The sequence below is a fragment of the Rhodococcus sp. KRD197 genome, assembly GCF_017168235.1.
Lineage (GTDB): Bacteria > Actinomycetota > Actinomycetes > Mycobacteriales > Mycobacteriaceae > Rhodococcoides.
This window is the reverse complement of sequence record NZ_JABFAO010000014.1, coordinates 103,023-121,698: the sequence shown is the minus strand read 5'-3', so window position 1 is coordinate 121,698 and position 18,676 is coordinate 103,023. Positions and strand designations below refer to the sequence as shown.

Here is an 18,676-nt window from a genome sequence, read left to right as displayed (position 1 = left end):
CCAGGATGCCTCAGTATCGGTGTTGGCGAGGTTGACCTGCGCTGTAGTTCACTCCCGGTCTGATTCTTCGTGGGTGGCCCCTGAGTGGAGATTGGTGGGTGTCGAATCAGCGACACGCTGTTCGAGCCATCGCGTAACCTCGTGGCACTCTGATCGTTCGGCGGCAGCGAAGGGTGTCAGTCCGTCGTATCCGATCCAGTTGATGTCGGCGCCATGGTCCAGTAGGACTGTGGCGGTGGAGACATGACCTCCATGGCATGCGCCCCAGAAACTACTGGTGACGCTCTCGTGGGTGGTCAACTCCGATTCCAGGAGTCGTTCGACTTCACTCTCGAGGCCGAGAGCAGCTGCTTCGAACAAATTGACTGAAGCTCCGTGCGCGACGAGTCGACGCGCGGCATCCCATTGCCCGAACGCTGTCGCATCTGCCAGAGGTGTCCCGCCTGCAATGACCGCGCCCTTTGCCTCGATATCTGCGCCTACGTTCAGCAACGCATCTATAGCTTCGACATCGTTGCTACTTGCCGCCCAGTGCAGCGGCGTTTCCGAGTGCTCGCCCAGACTGGGGGAGTTGGGATCTGCTCCGGCCGAGGCAAGGACGGTGATGGTTTCAGCGACGTTCGGAAAATGGCCCGGCCAGTCGGTGGCCACGTGCATGAGGGTGCGCCCCTCGTGCCGAGGCAAACGGAGAGCGGCGAGTTCGGGCGTTGCTGCCAGCAGCCGTCGGAGTGTCGTGACATCGCCTACTCGAATCGCGGCGATGGCGGCCTCATGCATGGGATTGTCGATCAACGCGTCGAGGATCCACTGGTCGTCGGGGACACCTCTGGTACCGGTCGATGTCTGATAGAGGCGGCATTGCACGCCGAATCGATCGGCCGTGTCCACCGAACCCGGTTGCGATAGAGGCGTAGCCGCGACGTCGCTTCCGTTGACTCGCACCGTTGGTGAGCCGAGGAACCTGTTGGTTCGAGCTTGTTCGTCGGTGGTGATCTCGTTGAGCGCCACGGTCGCGGTGATGTGGTCTCGCTCGAGCAGATTGCGCAGGTGTGGCAGCAGTTGTTCGTGGTGTGGGCATCCCTTGACGTAGAGCACCTCGATGACCGGTGGCCCGTCGAGAATGCAGATGTCGGCGATCAACCCGTCCCGTAGCGTGACTCGGACTGTCATCTCCGGCGGCGCGTCGTCGTGATCGAGCCGGGAAACCTCTACACGGACTGTGAGGACGTTGTCCAGGGCGGTGTCAATTGGTTCGATGTTGCTGACACGAAGGGTGAGCCCACTGTCGAGCAGTCCGGCGTAGTGGTCACCTACTTGTGTCCGGTCGGTGCATTCGTGTCCCGCGCCGCGAAGTTCTCCGCCCCACCTCACATCGTCGGTCAGCAGGGCGGTGAAGGCATCGCGTGTACGTGCAGCCAAAGCAACAGTCAACGCAGTTGCCAGCTGGTCGGTCGCGCCATCGCGCGGTGATTCGGTCATTGTTCGAACTCCTGACACAGCGGGTGCCCCGGTTGGTGACGGGTTCCCTCGTTCAGCATGCGTATCTTGTGTTTCGTGCGGAGGGTCTTTTGGATTCAGCCTAGAGCGTTTCGATCCGCTGCACTGCATAGTGAACACTCACTGCAATTGCGTTTGTCGCAATTGAAACGACCCCGAACCTGCGCGATCTAATCATGGGTCGGTGATCGTGCGGTGGCCGCTGTGAGCGTTGCCGTAGCGTGCACTGCTCGGGGCGAGGCGGGGAACGAGCCGGACGTAGGCGACCATCCCGATCAGTTCCACCAATGTCTGTGTCACCACGACGACCGCTGCGAGAGACAGGGCCGGTGGGAGCGCGAGTGCGAGAGGCAGGACGACCAACGAATTGCGGGTGGCACCGAAAAAGATCAACGCCCGCGTGGCTGGAACATCTTGACGAGTCACCCGGGCGGTCGCCAGTCCGACGACTGCCATGATGATCAGGAACGCAGCGAAGATCGGCACCACCCCGACCAGCTTGGCTCCTTCGGTGCGGACCGCGTCGATCTGCGACGCAACGACAACGGCGAGGGTGGCCATCATGACTGGAACCATCACCGAAGCCATGAGATCCATTGCCTGGGTCCCGATTCGGTGTCGGCGAGCGAGCGCTTGGGTCAGCGCTGCCAGCATCAACGGAGCGACGATCAGTAGTACGAACGCTTCGACGAAGGGTGCGATGTCGATGATCTCCACCAGCTCGGATCCGACGAACAACCAGAGGTAGAGCGGAAGAAACAGGATCTGCAGCAGCATCAACAGCGGCGCGCTTGCGAGGAGTCTTTCCGATGCGGCCCCGGCCAGCCCGCTGAAGACGATGACGTAATCGATGCACGGCGCCAACAGCACCAGCAGCACCCCAACCAGGACCGCCTGATTGCCGGTTACGAACCGAGTGAGCGCGAACACGACGATCGGCACGAGAACGAAGTTGAGTACCACCACGGTGACGAGGAAGCGTCCGTCGCGCAGCGATGCACCGATGGCGGAGAACGGAACTGCGAGAAATGTCGCGTAGAGCAACACGATCAGCACCGGGTTGATGGCAGTCTCGAACGTGTGCGCCGACGACGGTGCACTCAACCCGGTGACGGCACCGACCAGCAGCGCGAGCAGGTAGAGCGGAATCTGGTGCTTCTCCAGCCATGCCACCACCGCGGTAGCGCTCGAATCGTTCACGCGGTGCCTGCTGCAGGGTTCGTCGAGATCAGCCAGGTGCAGTCCGGGTTGCACGGTGTCGACGCATCGGGTGTGTCCCCGAGACGGGTCAGTGCGTCGGTCAAACTGTCTCGTAGAGCGGTCAACTGTGAGATCGACTCGTTCGCATGCGCGATATGAGACTCGATCGCAGGGGCGAGTTCGGCCTTGACCGCGGCGCACGAGTCCTTCTCCCAGACCCGCAGAAGCAGCTTGATCTCCGGCAGCGACAGATTCAGGCTTTTGGCGGCGGTGATGAACGATAGTCGTTGCTGTGCGCGGTCGTCGTAGACGCGATATCCGTTGGGCGTCCGCTCGGCTGGGAGTAAGCCCTCGCTTTCGTAGAACCGGAGCGTGGTCGCCGGCACTCCAGTCACCGACGACAGCTGTGAAATGCGCAGATCGGACATGCGTTGAGGATAAACCTTCGAGTCGAGTGGAAGGTCAAATGCTTGACCTTCCACCCAGGTGCAGGCCCTAGCGTGGTGTCCATGCTTCCTGAGACGTCGACATCGACTGGTCACGCTGTCAGCCCGATCGCCGCGCCGGGGCGCGTGATGCGGGCGCCGCCGGCCTGCACTCTCGCCGCGGCGGATCAACCGCACAGGATCGAGGTATGGGCCTCGATCCTCGATCACGCCACCGCTAGTCACCCGATCGACGACGGTATCGAGTTCGCATTTCCTCCCGGACCCGCGTTCGTCGAGCTACTCAACGGCGCCATAGCCTCCGAGCTCGCGTGCTGCTCGTTCTTCTCGTTCGATCTCACCACGGCTGCGACGGCAACGACGATGACTGTTCGAGCCCCTGGCCACGACCGAGAAGTGGTGACGGACTTGTTCGGCTCGGCGTGAGCATCAACAGTGCTCGACGTGACCGGTAGCGAGTGCCCCACCTGGTCATCTCTGTGAGGACCGGGATCGCGCAGAGCGAATAACCAAACTACTGACATAATCTAGCTTATCGGCAATAAAGTAGGACGAGTTCAAACAGATGAAAGTACTCGTCTCACTGTGTCTTTCGCGTATCTCCGCACGTTGAGCGCACGATGTTATCCGGGCACCGACCGCGGCGTCTGTGTCACTACCGGCAGACCCTCGCAGGTCGGCATCGGTTTCTCTCATCTAATGCGAGTTTTTCGCGTACAGTACGGCTATGGAGATCGTTCCAGGCGGTGTTCCAGCGTTCCTCGCTGATGGTGATGTCGGTCTACTTCGCGCCGAGGACCGCGTGTTCGAAGCGATGCTCGATGGCTGGCGCTCGCAACTACTTGCCCGGGGTTTGACCATCGCATTTATCAAGTCGTCGTGCAGCGTCGTGACACGGTTCCAGGAACACAGCAACGAGTACCCGTGGACCTGGTCGGCGCACCATGTCGATGAGTATTTTGCCGATCGCCGCAGTGGCGAGAAGCAGCTTGCGCTGTCGACGCTGAGGGCGAATTCGAATGCCATCCGTGCGTTTTGTAGCTATCTGACCGATCCGCGGTACGGCTGGGTTACGTTCAGCGAGAGAGTGTTTCAGAACGTTCCCAGCCAGGTGGTGTTCGAGTGGAACTCGCCCCGGCACACCACCGATGATGCGGTACCACCACATCGACGCAGCTACACCAAGCCCGAGCTGCAGACCTTCTTCGACGCTGCCGACGACTTGGTCGACTATGAGTTCTCCAAGGCCTCCAAGAGCTGGCTGCCGGCCCTGCGAGATTCCATCGCCTTCAAGGTCTGCTACGCCTACGGACTGCGCCGACGCGAGCTTGCCATGCTCGAATACGTTGACTTCGGACCGAACCCGCACGTGCCGACCTACGGCCCGTACGGAGCCTGCCAAGTCCGCTGGGCCAAGGGCACCAAAGGATCCGGCCCACGCCGGCGGACCGTCCTAACGGTTCCCGAGTTCGACTGGGTCGTCGACCTGCTCAAGTTCTGGATCTCGCCCGAAGGCCGGGAACGCTTCAGCACGGCTGATCGATCGAGGTTGCTCTGGCCATCTGAACGTGCCGACGCGGCCGGCATCCGAAACTTTGACCGTTCGTTTCAACGTGTTCGGCAATCGGCAGGTCTGCCGCCAGAGCTGTCGATGCATGCCCTGCGGCATTCCTACGTCACCCACCTCATCGAGGCCGGCTACGACCCACTGTTCGTCCAACAACAAGTCGGCCACAGCTACTCCTCAACGACCGCTCTCTACACATCGGTCTCAGCGGACTTCAAACAAAAGACGGTGCAACAGATGATTGCACGGCGAATCGTCACGGGTGACGAAAACCAATAGGGTGACTGCACATGAGTGAACAACGCCGGATCGGCTACAAGTGGAACCTGCGCCAGCAGATGGCCCAGCGAAACCTCTGGAAGACAACTGAACTCGTCCCATTATTGAAGTCCCGCGGCATCAATCTCTCGAACGCCCAAGTCCACCGATTGGTCACCGGAACACCCGAGCGGATACCAGCGCGCACCTTCGCCGCACTCTGCGACATCTTGGACTGCAGTCCCAACGACCTGTTTGAACCTTTCGTTGAAATGCGCGCCGCGGCCACCGCAGATGCACCGCGCCAACCCGGAGACATCGGAGTCACACCCGGCAACCCCATCGCTCGCCGCATACGCCTGATCCCACCCGGCGACGATGGCTAGACCCCGCAAACTCGGCGACCCCACGAAATGGCCCCACCCATGCCAACGCTGCGGCGAACATCACCAGATCGCCGCCACGTGGCCCGACGGCGGGATCTGCGGCTACTGCTACCAAAAGGCCAAACGAACCCGCGGCGTATGCGCCTGCGGCCACGACGGCGTCCTACCCGGGCGCATTGACGACCAACCAGCGTGCCGGCGCTGCTCCGGCGTGCAGCTCAACGTTGACTGCAGAGTCTGCGGGAACGAAGACGAGCTCTACAGCGGCGGCCGATGCTTTGGTTGCACACTCGGCGCAACTGTCGACCGACTCCTGACTAACCCTGAATCAGGCGTCATGGCAACCGAACTCGAAGCTATAGCAACAGCTTTGAAGTCCATGAAGCGCGCCAACAGCGGCCTGACCTGGATTCAGCAGAAGCACGTCACGACGTTCCTGACCGATCTAGCGACCGCGCCGACCATCACCCATGAGACTCTGGATCAGCTCCCACCGTCACGCACACTCGAATACGTACGCGGCCTACTCGTCGAACACTCAGCGCTCCCACGCCGAGATGAAGCGCTCATCCGCTACCAACAATGGTCCAACGACGCGCTCACCAGAGTCGCAACACCACAGCATCGAGAGATCATCCGCAGATACATCCGCTGGTACCACCTGCGCAGGATGCACAGCATGGACTCGGTGTCGCCCGGCACATTTCTCCGTGCCAAGCAAACACTCACCGTGGCAATCGAATTCGTCAACTACCTGACTGAACGCGACGTCGAACTCGCCGATCTACAGCAGCACCATCTCGACACCTGGCAAGCCTCTGGGACCACCACCAACGAGATCGCCAGTCGATTCCTCCGGTGGGCCATCACGACCAAGCTCGTCGATCCCACCCTCACCATGACCCCGCACCGCCGCGGAACCAGCCCCACAATGGACGCTGACGGGCAAACAGACGTTGTTCAACGCGTGACAAGGACCGGCAATCTCAACCCTCGTGATCGTGCCGCCGCGATACTGGTCATCGTCTTCGGCCAACAGATCGAACGCGTCGTCACACTGACCTGGAACCAGGTGACAGTCACCGACGAACTCGTCACCATCCAACTCGGCGACACAGCGATCGCGCTACCGGAACCCCTCGACGAACCTTTCCGACAACTCCATACCTCCCCCACCCACGACCTCACCGCAGCACACCCCAACAGCAACTGGGTCTTTCGCGGCAACACCCCCGGCCGCCACATCCACGCCGCCAGCCTCAGAAACCAGCTCCGCGACCTCTTCAGCACCCGCGCCGCCCGCCTGGGCACCCTGCACGAACTCACCAAACTCGCACCCGTGGCCATCATCGCCGAGACCCTGGGCTACTCCACCGCAACCATCGAACGCCACGCTATGGCGTCATCGGCCAGCTACGCCCAGTACATCGCTGCGAGAAAAGACGGATCGAAAGACTAGGGAGCGCAAATGAGTGACCAGCTGTGCCCTGATGATCCGAACGTCAACCAAATAGGAACTCTGGAGGACGTTCGCGTCGCCGATCATACGAAACGTCCGCGTTGACGACTTCGGATGCAGGGTAACGATAAACGGCGACCGGCTCTACGCAGGGAGAAATAAACTGCGCGGTCAGATTACGTGGACGGTCAGCGCCCACTCGACGATCCGAGGGTCATCGAGTGTGGAAGCAACGAGGTCCCCGTCGAGGTTCTTTCCTTGCTGAGATGGAACGGTAATCAAGTAAGCGCCGGCGTTTCGCGCTGCTGCGACGCCCGTCGACGAGTCCTCGAGTGCGACACCGGTGCGCGGTGAGGCCGACAGCTGCTCGAACGCACGGAGGTAGAGTTCCGGGTTCGGCTTAGGGTGGGCGACCTCGTCGGCGGCCACAGAGACCGCGAAAAAGTTGGCAATCGATGCTGCGGCGAGCGCCGCATCGAGCATGCCCCGCTGACTGTTGGTCGCCACACCGAGCGGCACCCGGCCGGCCAGAAGTTTCAAAAGCTCGACGGCGCCGGGCATAGGTTCGACTCCGGCAGCAAGCTCCTGCTCTACCCGTGGCAAAAGGGCTGCCTGCAGCTCGGGGCCAGAACCTGGGCGCCCTATGTAGTCGGCCATGTTCGCACACGCAACCTCTAGCGTTCGCCCGATCAGGAGATCCTTCTCCGCAGGCCCAAACCCATACCCATAATCGGCGAACAATGACGCTTCTGCGCGCGACCAGCATGTCTCCGTATCGAGCAGGAGCCCATCGCAATCGAAGACGATCGCACTCACCTGCAACGGCAACTCCCCCATGCCCCCGAGTGTAGAACAAACGGTCTCGGCGTCGGCCGTCCACACACGAAACCTAGCCACTGGCCGCCATCAGCAACCAATGGCTGCGTGGGATCTACTCGTCTCACTTCAACACGTCTCGTTACCAGTTAAAATCAGTTTCGTCACGGGTGACGAAACGCAGCCGGAACCAGACAACAGCCGCCGTGCCTCGGCGGTCATTCGACGGCGCCTTACGCCTGGGCGGTACGTCCTGGTGAGCGCCGATGTGGTTCCACTCCGAGTTACGGCGGGTCGCCTGGGATTCGTATCCGACTGGCGTATACCTACGCCGGTGTAGCCCGCCAGTGATCCGACTGCCGGGGATCCGCGTGCGCCTCTATCCGCCGGCGGTAATCAGAGGCGACCGTTTTGAACGGGATCCCACAGAATCAGTTGTATTGAGCCCCCGGCTGTTTCGTCACGTGTGACGAAACAGTCGGGGCGATAAGGATTCAGGGGAAATCAGGACTACCCGCCGGGAGGCTTTGTTGGCTGGCCGGTACGTGTCGAGTGAACGCCGTCCTGAAACAGGCGCGCCAGCAGGCTGACGGATCGCATCCGCGTGCATGACCACACAGTTGGCTGGCGCCGACGAGTCGTTACCCGTGACTATGCCGCGGCACCGCAGAATCTTTGCACCCAAAGGCATTCTGCGAGAGCCTTTTTGAACACGCAACCAGGGCGTGCATGACTGCGAGCCCTCACGGTTCATGTACGAGCCGTACGGATCATGGGTCTGATCAGAGCCGCTCCTGCTTCCTTTACAGCTGGGTGCTCGACCGACAATGCAGCAACGTCAACCAAGGACGGTCGACGCCAACTCGCTATCACGTTCCACGTCGGACGGTGATACGACCACCACTGAACGGCATCCCACACACGTTCGTTCGGGTCGTCGACTTGCCGTTCGTCCCAAATTCGATGGCCCCACGCTTGGGTGACCGGCAGGTTCCTGGCCACGATCTGGGTCGGCCGAAGGCTCAGTCTCATCAACTGTCGTGGGTCGTCGAGGTCCAGGACACGGAGATCATCCGGCAACGAGTACGTACCCAACGCACGCCGAGCGCCCGGTACCAACGGGAAGTCGAACATGCTCTCATCCCATTCACCGAGGTTGCCGAACACTTCGCCACATGCAGCCTCAGCGTTGCGCGAGACGTACCAGACGTAGTAATCGGGGTGGTCGACACGCCCACCGCGCTGCGGTGTGTGCTCGTACAGCGGATGCCCTGGTTGCCCCTCTCGCGCCGCGGCCAGGTAGGGAAACACGCGGTAGACCAGCACTCAGGCTGCCCCGCCCCATGTTTCACCATCAAGGGCATTCAAGACGACCGCCGGGCCCTGCATACGAAGCGCATCCATCGGACGCGCTCCCCCCAGATATGCGTTCGAGCTGACGAACCAACGCTGAGCTGCATCTTCTCCCCACACGAGCCGCGCCTTGGCCAGTACATGCTCGAGGTCGATCAGAAGAGGCGCCGCCAACGGCCCCGGGCGTTCCTCCCCAGTCGCCCACCGGGTGGGTTGTGACGCACTAACGCCCACGAAGGCGGCAAGTGCCCGCCCACCGAACGCATCCACAAGATAGCGAACCCGACTGCCGGATAGCGGATCGTCGGCAGCGGTTGATCGAGGCTTCCGTCCGGCAGGCGATGTCGATGATCCAGCCCCCTGCTTGTGCCGCCGAACACCAGGTTCTGCGGCCGCCTTGCGGAGCCCACGTCGCATGGGGACCTCCGCCCCCGTCACGGCGCTGCTGGTAGCGGAATGACCGACCGCCTTCGATGCTCTAGCCATGGCTCGAGTATACCCAACTTTCTGGTTGGGCGCTTTTCCGGTATTCGTCAACCTGTTGTCGGCGTAAGTTCGCGCGACTCGCCGGGTTCCACACCTGACACAAGTATCCACATGCCGCCGGTTACCTTCTGCTACTACGCGGCAAGTCCCGATGTATCGCCCGTTAGGGGCGACTATGGGCTTTCTCCCATACTCGCCGCTAGGGACCCCGAGTGGCCGGTTCCGTGCAGCGCACACGCACCGCTGAGCGCGGAGACGAACTGCTCGTGGGCAAGGCGCCTCGTCGATCATCCCCGGCGGCTCACGTCCATCTCATCTAGACAACGGCGGCGCACCGCCCGGATCGCTCAACGAGCCCGACGGGCGAGACGTTCGGGGTCTGCGATCAGCACGGTTTTGCCTTCTACTCGGAGCCATCCGCGATGAGCGAAGTCGGCGAGTGCCTTGTTCACGGTTTCCCGCGATGCCCCGACCAGCTGGGCGATCTCTTCCTGTGACAGGTCATGCGTGACGCGCAGCGCGCCGGCTTCCTGCGTGCCGAAACGCTGCGCGAGCTGCAACAGGGCCTTGGCGACACGTCCCGGGACGTCTGTGAAGATGAGGCCAGCGAGGTTATCGTTGGTGCGGCGCAACCGTCGGGCGAGGACGCGCAGCAACTGCTCGGCGATCTCGGGACGCTTCTCGATCCACGTCATCAGCGCGTCGCGGCCCATGCTGACGGCGCGAACTTCGGTGATCGTGGTGGCCGACGCCGTGCGGGGTCCCGGATCGAAGATGGCGAGCTCACCGAACATGTCCGACGGGCCAACGATGGCCAGTAGATTCTCGCGGCCGTCCGGAGATCGGCGCCCAAGCTTGATCTTGCCGGCGGTGACGATGTACAGCCGGTCGCCCGGTTCTCCCTCATCGAACACCCGGTGGCGGCTCGGAAAGGCCTCCGGCTGCAGCTGCTCTGCCAATGCGGCCACCGCGGACGGTTCGACTCCGTGAAATATGCCGGCGCGCAGCAAGACTTCGTCCACGTACGCTCCCCTCAACTCTGCTGCGCCGATGTGGTTGCCGCGCAACGCATGTCTCTGCTCCTCGAACGACTCATCGAGATGATGCCATCGCTCCGATTCGAACCATAGCTGTTTTATTTTACTGGTGTACAACCTTATTCGCGCGTCGTACGCGAAACGACGCGCCGCATCTGGGTGCCTCACCGCTCACTGCGCGACATACAGTGCTGGCCAGGTCCGACCATCGCAGTGCGCCCCAACGTTGCTGCGAGACAACGTGAACGTGCTGGACCGATTTGTCAGAAGATGGACAGCTGGTCGGTCTCGATGCGGCGCGCGGTGCGCCGCGGACGCGCTCGCGGCGATGAAGGACGGTCGGCGGATACGGACGGCGCCAACGATGGAGTCGCCGAGTGGAGGGTGAGCGCGGCTCGGCGGGCGAGGGCGTCGCGGATGGATTGGCGGTGGGCTTGCTGCTGGTGGCCGGTGGCGCTGTCGCGGTCGAGCCATTGGCTGCGCCAGGCCGTTGTGCCCGCGGTGGGGGCGGCGAGCGCGCGGTCGGTGAGTCGGTCGAGCAGGATGTCTATCTTCTCCGCCAAGTTCTGGACGAGCTCGTCGAGGACGTGCTCGGATACCCCGTCCGCGTGTGCCGACCTGCTCTCGCGCATACGCGCACACTAGAGCACTCCCCCGACACGACCGCGGCAACGCGGCCGACGCCGAGCGTCCGAATTGCGTTCTAGGGGTTCATGGCTTGCGCGCGTAGGAACCAGGGCTGCAGTCGGCCGTATAGTTGCCGCACGTCGAATCGCGTTGACTGGAAGCCCCATTCGACAGGACAAGGGCGGTCGCGGTGTCGCGAACGATTTCGTGGGGCAGCGGCGGGCCGAGTACGGTTCGTATCCTCATACTTGTCGAGTATGCGTGAGGCCACCGACACCGTCCGCTGCCTTAAACGGCGCGCAGACCGCTCCCCTGCCGTTGAGTCGGCAACTAACGACTGGCCCGGAACCGCGTCGTACGTTTAAGCGCACCGACCCGTAGCGCGAACAAGACCGCTGGGTCTCGCCACGAGTCGCCCGCCCAGTGACGTCCGAACGCGCGCCGTTTGCTCTGCGGCGGCGTTCCTGCAGCCCGGACTCCAGGCTCGCGCGCCGATAGCCGGTACCGGGACGGAGCAGTGTGAGCACCCGAGTGAAACCTCAGCCGCCGCCTGGGCCATTCCTCGGGCGGGGCCTGTGTGGGCGCCTTAGTCGGGGTCTGGCGGTCCGGTGTCCAGTACTGCCGCGATGTACTCCGGTTCCACCGAGCTCACGGGGTCATCGTGGGCGATGGTGAACAGTGCCGGGTCGGGTTCTGCTGGTGTGCGGGCGTCGTCGCGGGCGGCGAGCCATTCGCGCCAGACGATGCGTTCGGCGCGGTGCCGCACGATGCGGGCGCGTACCGCGGTGGTCAGTCCGTGCCGGTGTCCGATGTCGTCGAGGTCGACCGGCCCGATGATGAGATGGTTCTTGTCGACGATGATCAGGCCGGCGACCCGCAGATCGAGCAGCGCTTCGTAGCCGCTGGTGCGTCCGATACCGACCGCGGCGAACAGCTCGTCGGCGGTCATCGCATCAGACGCGGTATCGACGGCGTCGTAGAGCATGCGGTGGCGCCACCCGATGACGCTCCATGCCGGGTGTACCGACTCGATCTCGCCGGGATGGTCCGCCTTCTCCCCCGCTATTGCCCCTGGAACTGTGGCGGTTTCGCGTGCTGCCGGGGTGGAGACGAGTGCGTAGCGGTCGGGGTTTTGGCCGACGCCGCGTTCGATCAGCAGCAGTGGTGATCCTTCGGTCTCGCGTAGCCGTTCCAGGACCGACCACACCGTCGATTCGGGGAGCATCCCGGCAGCGATCGACAGTGAGCGGCCTCCGACGCCCACTGTGGGTACTCCTTCGATGATCTGTCCTGAGACTGCTGCTGCCCACGCCAGAGCTTGGATGACGGTGTGGGTGGTCCAGCGGTCGCGGCGGTGGGCGTATTCGGCAGTGACCCAGGTGTGTGCGTGGGTAAGCCAGTTTCGAAAGATCGGGTCGGTGGTGCCCCCTGTGTGCTTTTGCTTGTGCCCGGTATCCCGAACTGGATCGGGGAGGGTGGATGCGGCCCAGTCGAGGGCGCGGTGGGCGTCGCGGCGGATCGCGTGGGCGGGGTCGGCGTAGTGGGCGTAGGCGGCGCGGAGGCCGGTCCATTCGGGTTCGGCGGCGCGCGCGCAGATCTCGGCGGGTGTGGCGCCGGCGAGGACGGCGTGTGTGAGTACGGATTGGCGGGCTTCCGAGCGTGATGGCCAGCGGGTGGTGTCCAGGCGCCCGGTGCGGGCGAAGTCGGTGACGCTGCGCGGCGGCGGGGTGTTGCGGCACAGCCGTGGGTGCAGGCGGGCGTCGTGTGCTGTTCCGATGACGCGTTCGGATACGGCATCGGCGTGGATCTGCGCGTCGACCGGCCGGCTGATCGGGCGTGCGGTGCCGCCGAGCAGGGCTTCGAGCCGGGAAAGGGCGCCGGCGTCGGAGCCGACGGTCAGGATGTCGTAGGCGGTGGCGGGGTCGGTGTCGACGAGTTGTCGGTACCCGCCTTCTTTGCAGGGCGAGCCGGGGATGGTGATGCAGCCGGTGGCGTCGTTGGTCATCGGTGTGATGTCCAACGTGGGCAGGCGCACAGCGAGTTGACGCAGCAGTGGTCGGATGTCGTCGACGGTGACGGTCTTGCCCGGGGCCAGCGGTATGAGTACGTGCTGGCCGCCGCTGGTGGAGCGGTCGACGACGGCGCGGCCTCCGCATTCGGTCAACCACGCCAGTACACGCTCGACGTCGGCGATGACGGCCTCGTGACCATGGGTTTTGCTGTCGAAGTCGAGGGCGACGACGCGTGCGCGGCCGCGGGAGAACAGCGGTACCGCCGAGGGCAGCACCGGTCTCTTCGTCGTCAGTGGCCCTGCCGAGCCGTACTTTCGCGCGGTCGGATCATAGAGCCGCATCGACCGGCGAGCCGCCAGAACCGGCGCAAAACGATGCCAAAGCCTGTCAGCTACCGCGTCCGGGTGCGCGACACGAGCGCTAAATCTTGTACCTACTTCAGGGCACGATGTACCCTGAGACTTGTCCGCCAAGACAGTCCCTTCGGGGAAGTGCAACACAACACGAGTTGCGAGCTAGTCACTCGCTTCTCTGACTTCGAAAACCCTCGGCCCGCACGCCGGGGGTTTTTGTCGTCTTCGTGTGCTGCGTAGATTCAGTTGACATGTCCCGAATGTCAGTTCGGGACAAGACGGCTACGCAGTCAGGGGCAACACCCCTTGGTCTTGCCGTCTATTGAGCTCACGCGCCAGATCTTCGCGGTCGTTCGCGATCGCGATGAAATCGGCTAGGTACTGACCTAGAGACGTCACACCTGCCGAACTCTGCTGTTCTTGGAGCGTCTTGATCAGCTCTAGCGGGATTCGGACAGTCAACGGCTTCCGCTCTCCCTTACTGGGCATCGGCATGGCGTGGCCTCCTTCATCTGCATCATCGGTCCCAACCGGTATCCATCCTGATGCAGCATCACATTCATCAGGCCGTGACACGCCGAGAAGTACCCGAGAAAATTACACGGTTGTAAGTCGGTCGATCGACCGGACCACACATGGCCCGGTCGATCGAGCTTCCGCTGTCGCAGCCATTTCACCGCTACTCGTGGTTCGCGAGCCACCTGGGCCTGTACCGAGGTCGCCACATATACAGTCGAACTCACGGCTCCAGACCAGGCTGAACGCCCGCAGAGAGGGCTAAACCGGAGCGAGGACCACGACTGAGTTGTGTCCGCCCATCCCGAGGGAAGACTTGACGGTCAGACCGTGCTCAGCGGCGGTAAAGCCGTCCAGCAGTTGAGGATGCCCGTCGGCGACTTGCGGGGATGCCGGGACGATGTTGCGCTCGAGGCCGAGCACCGCAGCCGCCGTTTCGATCGCGGACGCGGCGCCCTGGCAGTGACCGGTCAGGGGCTTTACCGAGTACACCTGGGCCTGGGAGCCGAGAACGGTCTCGAGCATGGCTGTTTCGGCGGCGTCGCATTGAGCGGTGCCTGGCCCGTGGGCATTGAGGTAGCGCACCTGTTTCGCCGACACGCCCGCATTGTGCAGCGCATCGTCGAAGCACGCTCGGACCTGCGTCAGGTTCGGGTTGATCGATGTTGCATGGAACGCGTCATGCGACATCGACCCTCCGAGCACCCTTGCGTACGCGCCGCGATCGTTCCCTGTCAGCACGAATGCAGTTGCTGCTTCGCCCATTCCGAATCCGCGGCTGCCCTGCTGGAACGGCCGGCATCCGTCCTGAGGTTCGACGTCGACGACCCCGACGCCGAGCTTGACGAAGTGTTCGATGTTCTCGGGCGTCAGGGATAGGTCGGTGGCCACGAACACCACGTCGTCGACGAATCCGGTGTTGAGCCACATCTTGGCGGTGATCAGGCCGGCGTTGCCCGAGGCGCACATCGCCCCGACGTTCATCGCCGGGCCGTGGAAGCCGTGCTCCTGCATCAGCAAATACACCGGGGTCGAGGGCATCAGGGTGAGGTAGTCCCGAACTCTCCGTTGCCCTTCGTCGTGGAGGTAGAAGTTCCGCCATTCGTCGACTTCGCCCAACACGACCGCGTGCACGAGTCCGACCCTCTTGCCAGGTTTCCAGCCGCGGGAGAGCGCGTCCTCGATGGCCTCGCGTGCTGCGCCGCGCAGCGCGCGGCCGAATCTACTGGTTCCGTCGGCGGAATCTCCGCCGACGGGAACCTTCGCCAACCACACCGGATTCTGGTTTGGTGCCGCTACATCGTGCTGGAGGGTGGCGGCGGCTTTGCCCGACTTCAGACCGTCCCAGAGTGGGGCTGTTCCCCAGCCGTACCCGGAGATGGCACCGATGCCGATGATGTTGATGTGTGAGGTGTTCACGAGTGTCCTATCTATGGTGGGGGAAGGGTCGTCGAATAGACCCACACCTTGAATTAACGCCCTAAACGGGGCATGAATCCATTTGATACAGCGCATAAGCCGCAATCCAGACGTGCATCGAGGTCAGCGGATCGGAAGGTGGTTCAATCACTGAATCGAGCCGCGAACCACGAGGACTTCGAACGATGCATGCAGGGGATGACGACCGGCCCGCACCGCGGGCGTCCTCGTCGACCCCGACTCCAGATGCCGGCACGGGCTTGTCCGGTGAGGAAGGCGTGGCGTTCCCCGACCTCGCTGACCGCTACCGCATGCTCGTCGAGTACACGCCGGACGCCATCTGCGTGCACCAGCACGGGGTGATCGTCTACATCAACCCCTCCGGCTTGCGCTATCTCCGCGCGCAAGGGGCCGAGCAAGTAATCGGTCATCCGATTACCGAGTTCATCCATGCCGAGTCGATCGGTCCGATGCTTGCCCGGATCGGCGCACTCGATGATGGTCACGGTGTCGCGAGCGAGCCGTCCGAAGCGACAGTGGTCGCAGTGGACGGCAGCACCCTGCCGATGGAGGCGGTGTCGGTGCGTACATCGTGGGACGACCGTCCGGCATTTCAGGTCATCCTGCGCGATCTCACCGAGCACAGGGCTGCGCAGGAGGCGTTGCGCTACCAGGCCGCGCTCGTGACCCACGTCAGCGACGCCATCATCGGGGTCTCTCCAGCAGGGTTGATCACGAGCTGGAACCCCGCCGCGGAAACGGTGTACGGGCGCACCGCTGCCGAAGTGGTCGGCGGAGACCTCTCGTCCGCCGTCGGCGTCGTGTGTCACCCCGCTGCGATCATCGCTGCCGGTGGCCGCATCCGCGACACCCACGTGTGCGCCGACGGCGCTGCACTGGCGGTCACCGTGTCCGCTGCCCGTATGGACGACGGCGGCCACGTTCTGGTGTGCACGGATCAAACTGCGCTACGTCACGCCGAAGAGCATTTCACTGCCGTTGTCGAATCCCTTGACGAAGGGGTGGTGGTTCTCGGCCACACCGGGCGGATTGCGTCGGCCAACCTGGCCGCGAAAACGATCCTTGATATACAGGCCGGCCTCGACGTCTCCGGACGTGCTTACCAGCTCCCGTTCCGGGTCTACGGCACCGATTATCAGCCGTTGCACCCCGACAATCACCCAGTCGTGCGCGCCCGCCGCACGGGCAGGCCCTCTACCGCAGTGGTCGGTATCCAGCGCCGCCGCGACGGGACCCGATTCTGGCTCTCGCTGACCGCGACGCTGCTCGACCCGGGTGAGCAGGCCTCGTCGGTGGTCGCCGCGTTCAGCGACATCACGGCACAACACGAAGAAGGCAGGGAGCTCGCTCACGCCGCCACGCATGACCATCTGACCGGACTGCCCAATCGAACATTCGTCCTCGCCCGACTCGAAGAGGAACTGTCTCGGCCCCGATCGGGTGCTGTGGCGGTCCTGTTCATCGACCTAGATCACTTCAAAACCATCAACGATTCACACGGTCATGCCGTCGGAGACGCCGTACTCGGCTCTGTCGCCCGGCGCATGGCAGATGCCCTGCCACCAGGCTCCGTCGTCGGACGGATCGGCGGGGACGAGTTCGTCGCCGTCGTCCCCAACGGCACCGGCGTCGAAGCCGGGGCCCTGCGCGCCCGGCTGGCCAGCCCTGTCAGCGTCGACGACCGGACGCTCACCGTAGCCGCGAGCATCGGTCTGGTCGTGGTCGAACCGGGAGATACCCGCAGTGCCCAGGACGTCCTCAACGACGCTGATCTCGAGATGTACCGATCCAAGACGCTTTACAATCAAACGACCTAAGCTCGGTCGTCGCGCAGATCGCGCAACGACCGAGCTACGCTACCGGCTGTGGCATAGAGATGGCGTTACTTGTCACTGCGCAACCACTTCGCGACCAGGGAAGCTACCAGAGTCGACAGTCTCTGCGTACCTCGCGCCCGGCGGCGCTTGCGTGCCTCGTACCTGGTTCTATCGCCATCCCAGTAAGGACGCGGGGCCTGTTGTGGGTCGTCGAGGTAATGGGCGTCCGACGGATCCCCGTCCCTCAACATTTGGTAGGCGATGACTGCACACCCACCGGCTGTCAGCACGAATGCCGCCACCAGTCCAACACTGATCAGGATGCGCAGTTGTTCGAACACGAGCCCCCGCCCCATAGTGCGCTTGACAGACACCCGACCGTATCTGCGACACAGAGAGTGCCCTACCCGCCGGACAAGATCAACTGCTAAGTTGACCCTGCGCGCGTGCACCTGCACGTTCCCGCGGTTTGTGTACTCGACCTCGGTGTTGCGATGGAAGCCGACCCCGGCTTACCGTCAGTAGGGCTCTCTTTTCGGAGCATGTTCGGTGAATGTCGGTGCCCTCAAACGGGTTTACCACTTGAACTGCGGGACCTTTCGGCCGTGGCCGTCTATGACCCTGGTCACGCATGTGCTTGCCTGTGAGATGGAGCACGGCCTGGTGTTGGTCGACGTCGGCATCGGGAGTGCGGACATTGCTAGTCCCACACCACGGCTCGGCCGCAGCGCCCGGTTGTCCGGCGCCCAGCTCCGGACCGCAGACACAGCCGCCGTGCAGATCGAGCAGCTCGGTTTCGCGCGAACAGATGTGACCGATGTGGTGGCCACGCACCTCGACTATGACCACATCGGCGGCTTCGCCGACTTCCCGAACGCCACTCTGCACACGACGGGCGCGGAACTGGCTGAGGCTCGTACGCCTCAGCGAACCACCGGCGGCAATGGGCGATACCGCCGCGCCCACATCGACGCCATCACAAGGTCCCGTACCTACACCCGTTGTGACGCTGAGATTTTGGGCCTATCGGGTCACAGCCTGAACAACCTGGACGGAATGTATCTACTGCCGATTCCTGGCCATACGCGCGGCCACGCCGCAGTTGCACTGCGAGTTCCCGGCCGCGACTGGCTGGTTCATGCAGGGGATGCATTCATGCACCGCGACGCGGTGACACCGCCGTCCGAATCGTCACCATCACTGTCAGGCAGAGCGATTCGCGCCGTCGAGATGCTCATGGCGACCGACCGAACGCAGGTCCGTGCGAATCATCGAGCTCTAATGAACCTGAGAGGGAGCGCCATTCGCCTTTTCTGCTCGCATGACGCTCAACAATTCAACGACCTGCGCCAAGAACAGGACACGATAGCGCCAAAGCTGTGAAGGGGGTATACACATACCTTGGC

At 63.1% G+C, this 18,676-nt stretch carries 18 protein-coding genes; 6 read left to right on the top strand and 12 right to left on the bottom strand.

The genetic code is table 11. The annotated features are described in order from the left end of the window. Window positions 1-48: 48 nt before the first annotated feature. From J1M86_RS20700 to J1M86_RS20690, 3 genes are all read right to left on the bottom strand, one after another. A complete protein-coding gene (locus J1M86_RS20700) occupies window positions 49-1,479 on the bottom strand; it encodes an ankyrin repeat domain-containing protein (protein WP_206511206.1) in 1,431 nt (476 codons plus the stop codon). A 192-nt stretch (window positions 1,480-1,671) separates the two neighbouring features. Then, the gene (locus J1M86_RS20695) at window positions 1,672-2,673 is read right to left on the bottom strand and encodes an arsenic resistance protein (protein ID WP_052061955.1); all 1,002 of its coding nucleotides are present in this window, start codon (window positions 2,671-2,673) and stop codon (window positions 1,672-1,674) included. Between the two features lie 20 nt (window positions 2,674-2,693). Continuing rightward, complete coding sequence (locus J1M86_RS20690; RefSeq protein WP_037161265.1) at window positions 2,694-3,125, bottom strand: MerR family transcriptional regulator; 432 nt, start codon at window positions 3,123-3,125, stop codon at window positions 2,694-2,696. Between the two features lie 81 nt (window positions 3,126-3,206). Here J1M86_RS20690 and J1M86_RS20685 point away from each other — a divergent pair, with 81 nt between their 5' ends. The 4 genes from J1M86_RS20685 (at window position 3,207) to J1M86_RS20670 (ending at window position 6,813) form a co-directional block, all read left to right on the top strand. After that, window positions 3,207-3,569, top strand: coding sequence for a hypothetical protein (locus J1M86_RS20685; RefSeq protein WP_143545508.1), 363 nt, complete (start codon window positions 3,207-3,209; stop codon window positions 3,567-3,569). 301 nt (window positions 3,570-3,870) lie between these two features. Next, window positions 3,871-4,989 carry a site-specific integrase gene (locus tag J1M86_RS20680; RefSeq protein WP_206511205.1) on the top strand — a complete coding sequence of 373 codons (1,119 nt, stop codon included), beginning with the start codon at window positions 3,871-3,873 and terminating at the stop codon, window positions 4,987-4,989. Between the two features lie 11 nt (window positions 4,990-5,000). Further along, complete coding sequence (locus J1M86_RS20675) at window positions 5,001-5,354, top strand: helix-turn-helix transcriptional regulator (RefSeq protein ID WP_206511204.1); 354 nt, start codon at window positions 5,001-5,003, stop codon at window positions 5,352-5,354. 337 nt (window positions 5,355-5,691) lie between these two features. Next, complete coding sequence (locus tag J1M86_RS20670; protein ID WP_307786699.1) at window positions 5,692-6,813, top strand: Fis family transcriptional regulator; 1,122 nt, start codon at window positions 5,692-5,694, stop codon at window positions 6,811-6,813. A 171-nt stretch (window positions 6,814-6,984) separates the two neighbouring features. Here the strand turns inward: J1M86_RS20670 and J1M86_RS26525 are convergent, their stop codons facing one another. From J1M86_RS26525 to J1M86_RS20630, 8 genes are all read right to left on the bottom strand, one after another. After that, window positions 6,985-7,650: an HAD family phosphatase gene (locus J1M86_RS26525; RefSeq protein ID WP_241260419.1), complete on the bottom strand. Its 666-nt coding sequence runs from the start codon at window positions 7,648-7,650 to the stop codon at window positions 6,985-6,987. A 729-nt stretch (window positions 7,651-8,379) separates the two neighbouring features. After that, window positions 8,380-8,955, bottom strand: a complete 576-nt coding sequence (locus J1M86_RS20660; RefSeq protein WP_206511202.1) for an RES domain-containing protein — start codon at window positions 8,953-8,955, stop codon at window positions 8,380-8,382. Then, entirely contained in the window at window positions 8,956-9,468 is a 513-nt protein-coding gene (locus J1M86_RS20655; RefSeq protein ID WP_241260418.1) for an antitoxin Xre/MbcA/ParS toxin-binding domain-containing protein, read from the bottom strand. It abuts the gene before it with no gap. 347 nt (window positions 9,469-9,815) lie between these two features. Next, window positions 9,816-10,490 (bottom strand): Crp/Fnr family transcriptional regulator, encoded by a 675-nt coding sequence (locus J1M86_RS20650; protein ID WP_206511201.1) that lies wholly within the window; start codon window positions 10,488-10,490, stop codon window positions 9,816-9,818. 278 nt (window positions 10,491-10,768) lie between these two features. Then, window positions 10,769-11,137, bottom strand: coding sequence for a hypothetical protein (locus tag J1M86_RS20645; RefSeq protein WP_206511200.1), 369 nt, complete (start codon window positions 11,135-11,137; stop codon window positions 10,769-10,771). A gap of 581 nt (window positions 11,138-11,718) precedes the next feature. Next, window positions 11,719-13,485 carry a hypothetical protein gene (locus J1M86_RS20640; RefSeq protein WP_206511199.1) on the bottom strand — a complete coding sequence of 589 codons (1,767 nt, stop codon included), beginning with the start codon at window positions 13,483-13,485 and terminating at the stop codon, window positions 11,719-11,721. A gap of 294 nt (window positions 13,486-13,779) precedes the next feature. Next, entirely contained in the window at window positions 13,780-13,992 is a 213-nt protein-coding gene (locus J1M86_RS20635) for a hypothetical protein (RefSeq protein WP_206511198.1), read from the bottom strand. A 282-nt stretch (window positions 13,993-14,274) separates the two neighbouring features. Next, window positions 14,275-15,432, bottom strand: coding sequence for a beta-ketoacyl synthase N-terminal-like domain-containing protein (locus J1M86_RS20630; RefSeq protein WP_307786698.1), 1,158 nt, complete (start codon window positions 15,430-15,432; stop codon window positions 14,275-14,277). A 185-nt stretch (window positions 15,433-15,617) separates the two neighbouring features. Between J1M86_RS20630 and J1M86_RS20625 the strand changes: the two genes are divergently transcribed. Then, the gene (locus J1M86_RS20625; protein WP_206511196.1) at window positions 15,618-17,270 is read left to right on the top strand and encodes a bifunctional diguanylate cyclase/phosphodiesterase; all 1,653 of its coding nucleotides are present in this window, start codon (window positions 15,618-15,620) and stop codon (window positions 17,268-17,270) included. Window positions 17,271-17,335: 65 nt separating this feature from the next. Here J1M86_RS20625 and J1M86_RS20620 read toward each other — a convergent pair whose 3' ends face one another. Beyond that, window positions 17,336-17,611: a hypothetical protein gene (locus tag J1M86_RS20620; protein WP_206511195.1), complete on the bottom strand. Its 276-nt coding sequence runs from the start codon at window positions 17,609-17,611 to the stop codon at window positions 17,336-17,338. Window positions 17,612-17,885: 274 nt separating this feature from the next. Between J1M86_RS20620 and J1M86_RS20615 the strand changes: the two genes are divergently transcribed. Continuing rightward, a complete protein-coding gene (locus J1M86_RS20615) occupies window positions 17,886-18,653 on the top strand; it encodes an MBL fold metallo-hydrolase (protein ID WP_206511194.1) in 768 nt (255 codons plus the stop codon). Window positions 18,654-18,676: the final 23 nt, after the last annotated feature.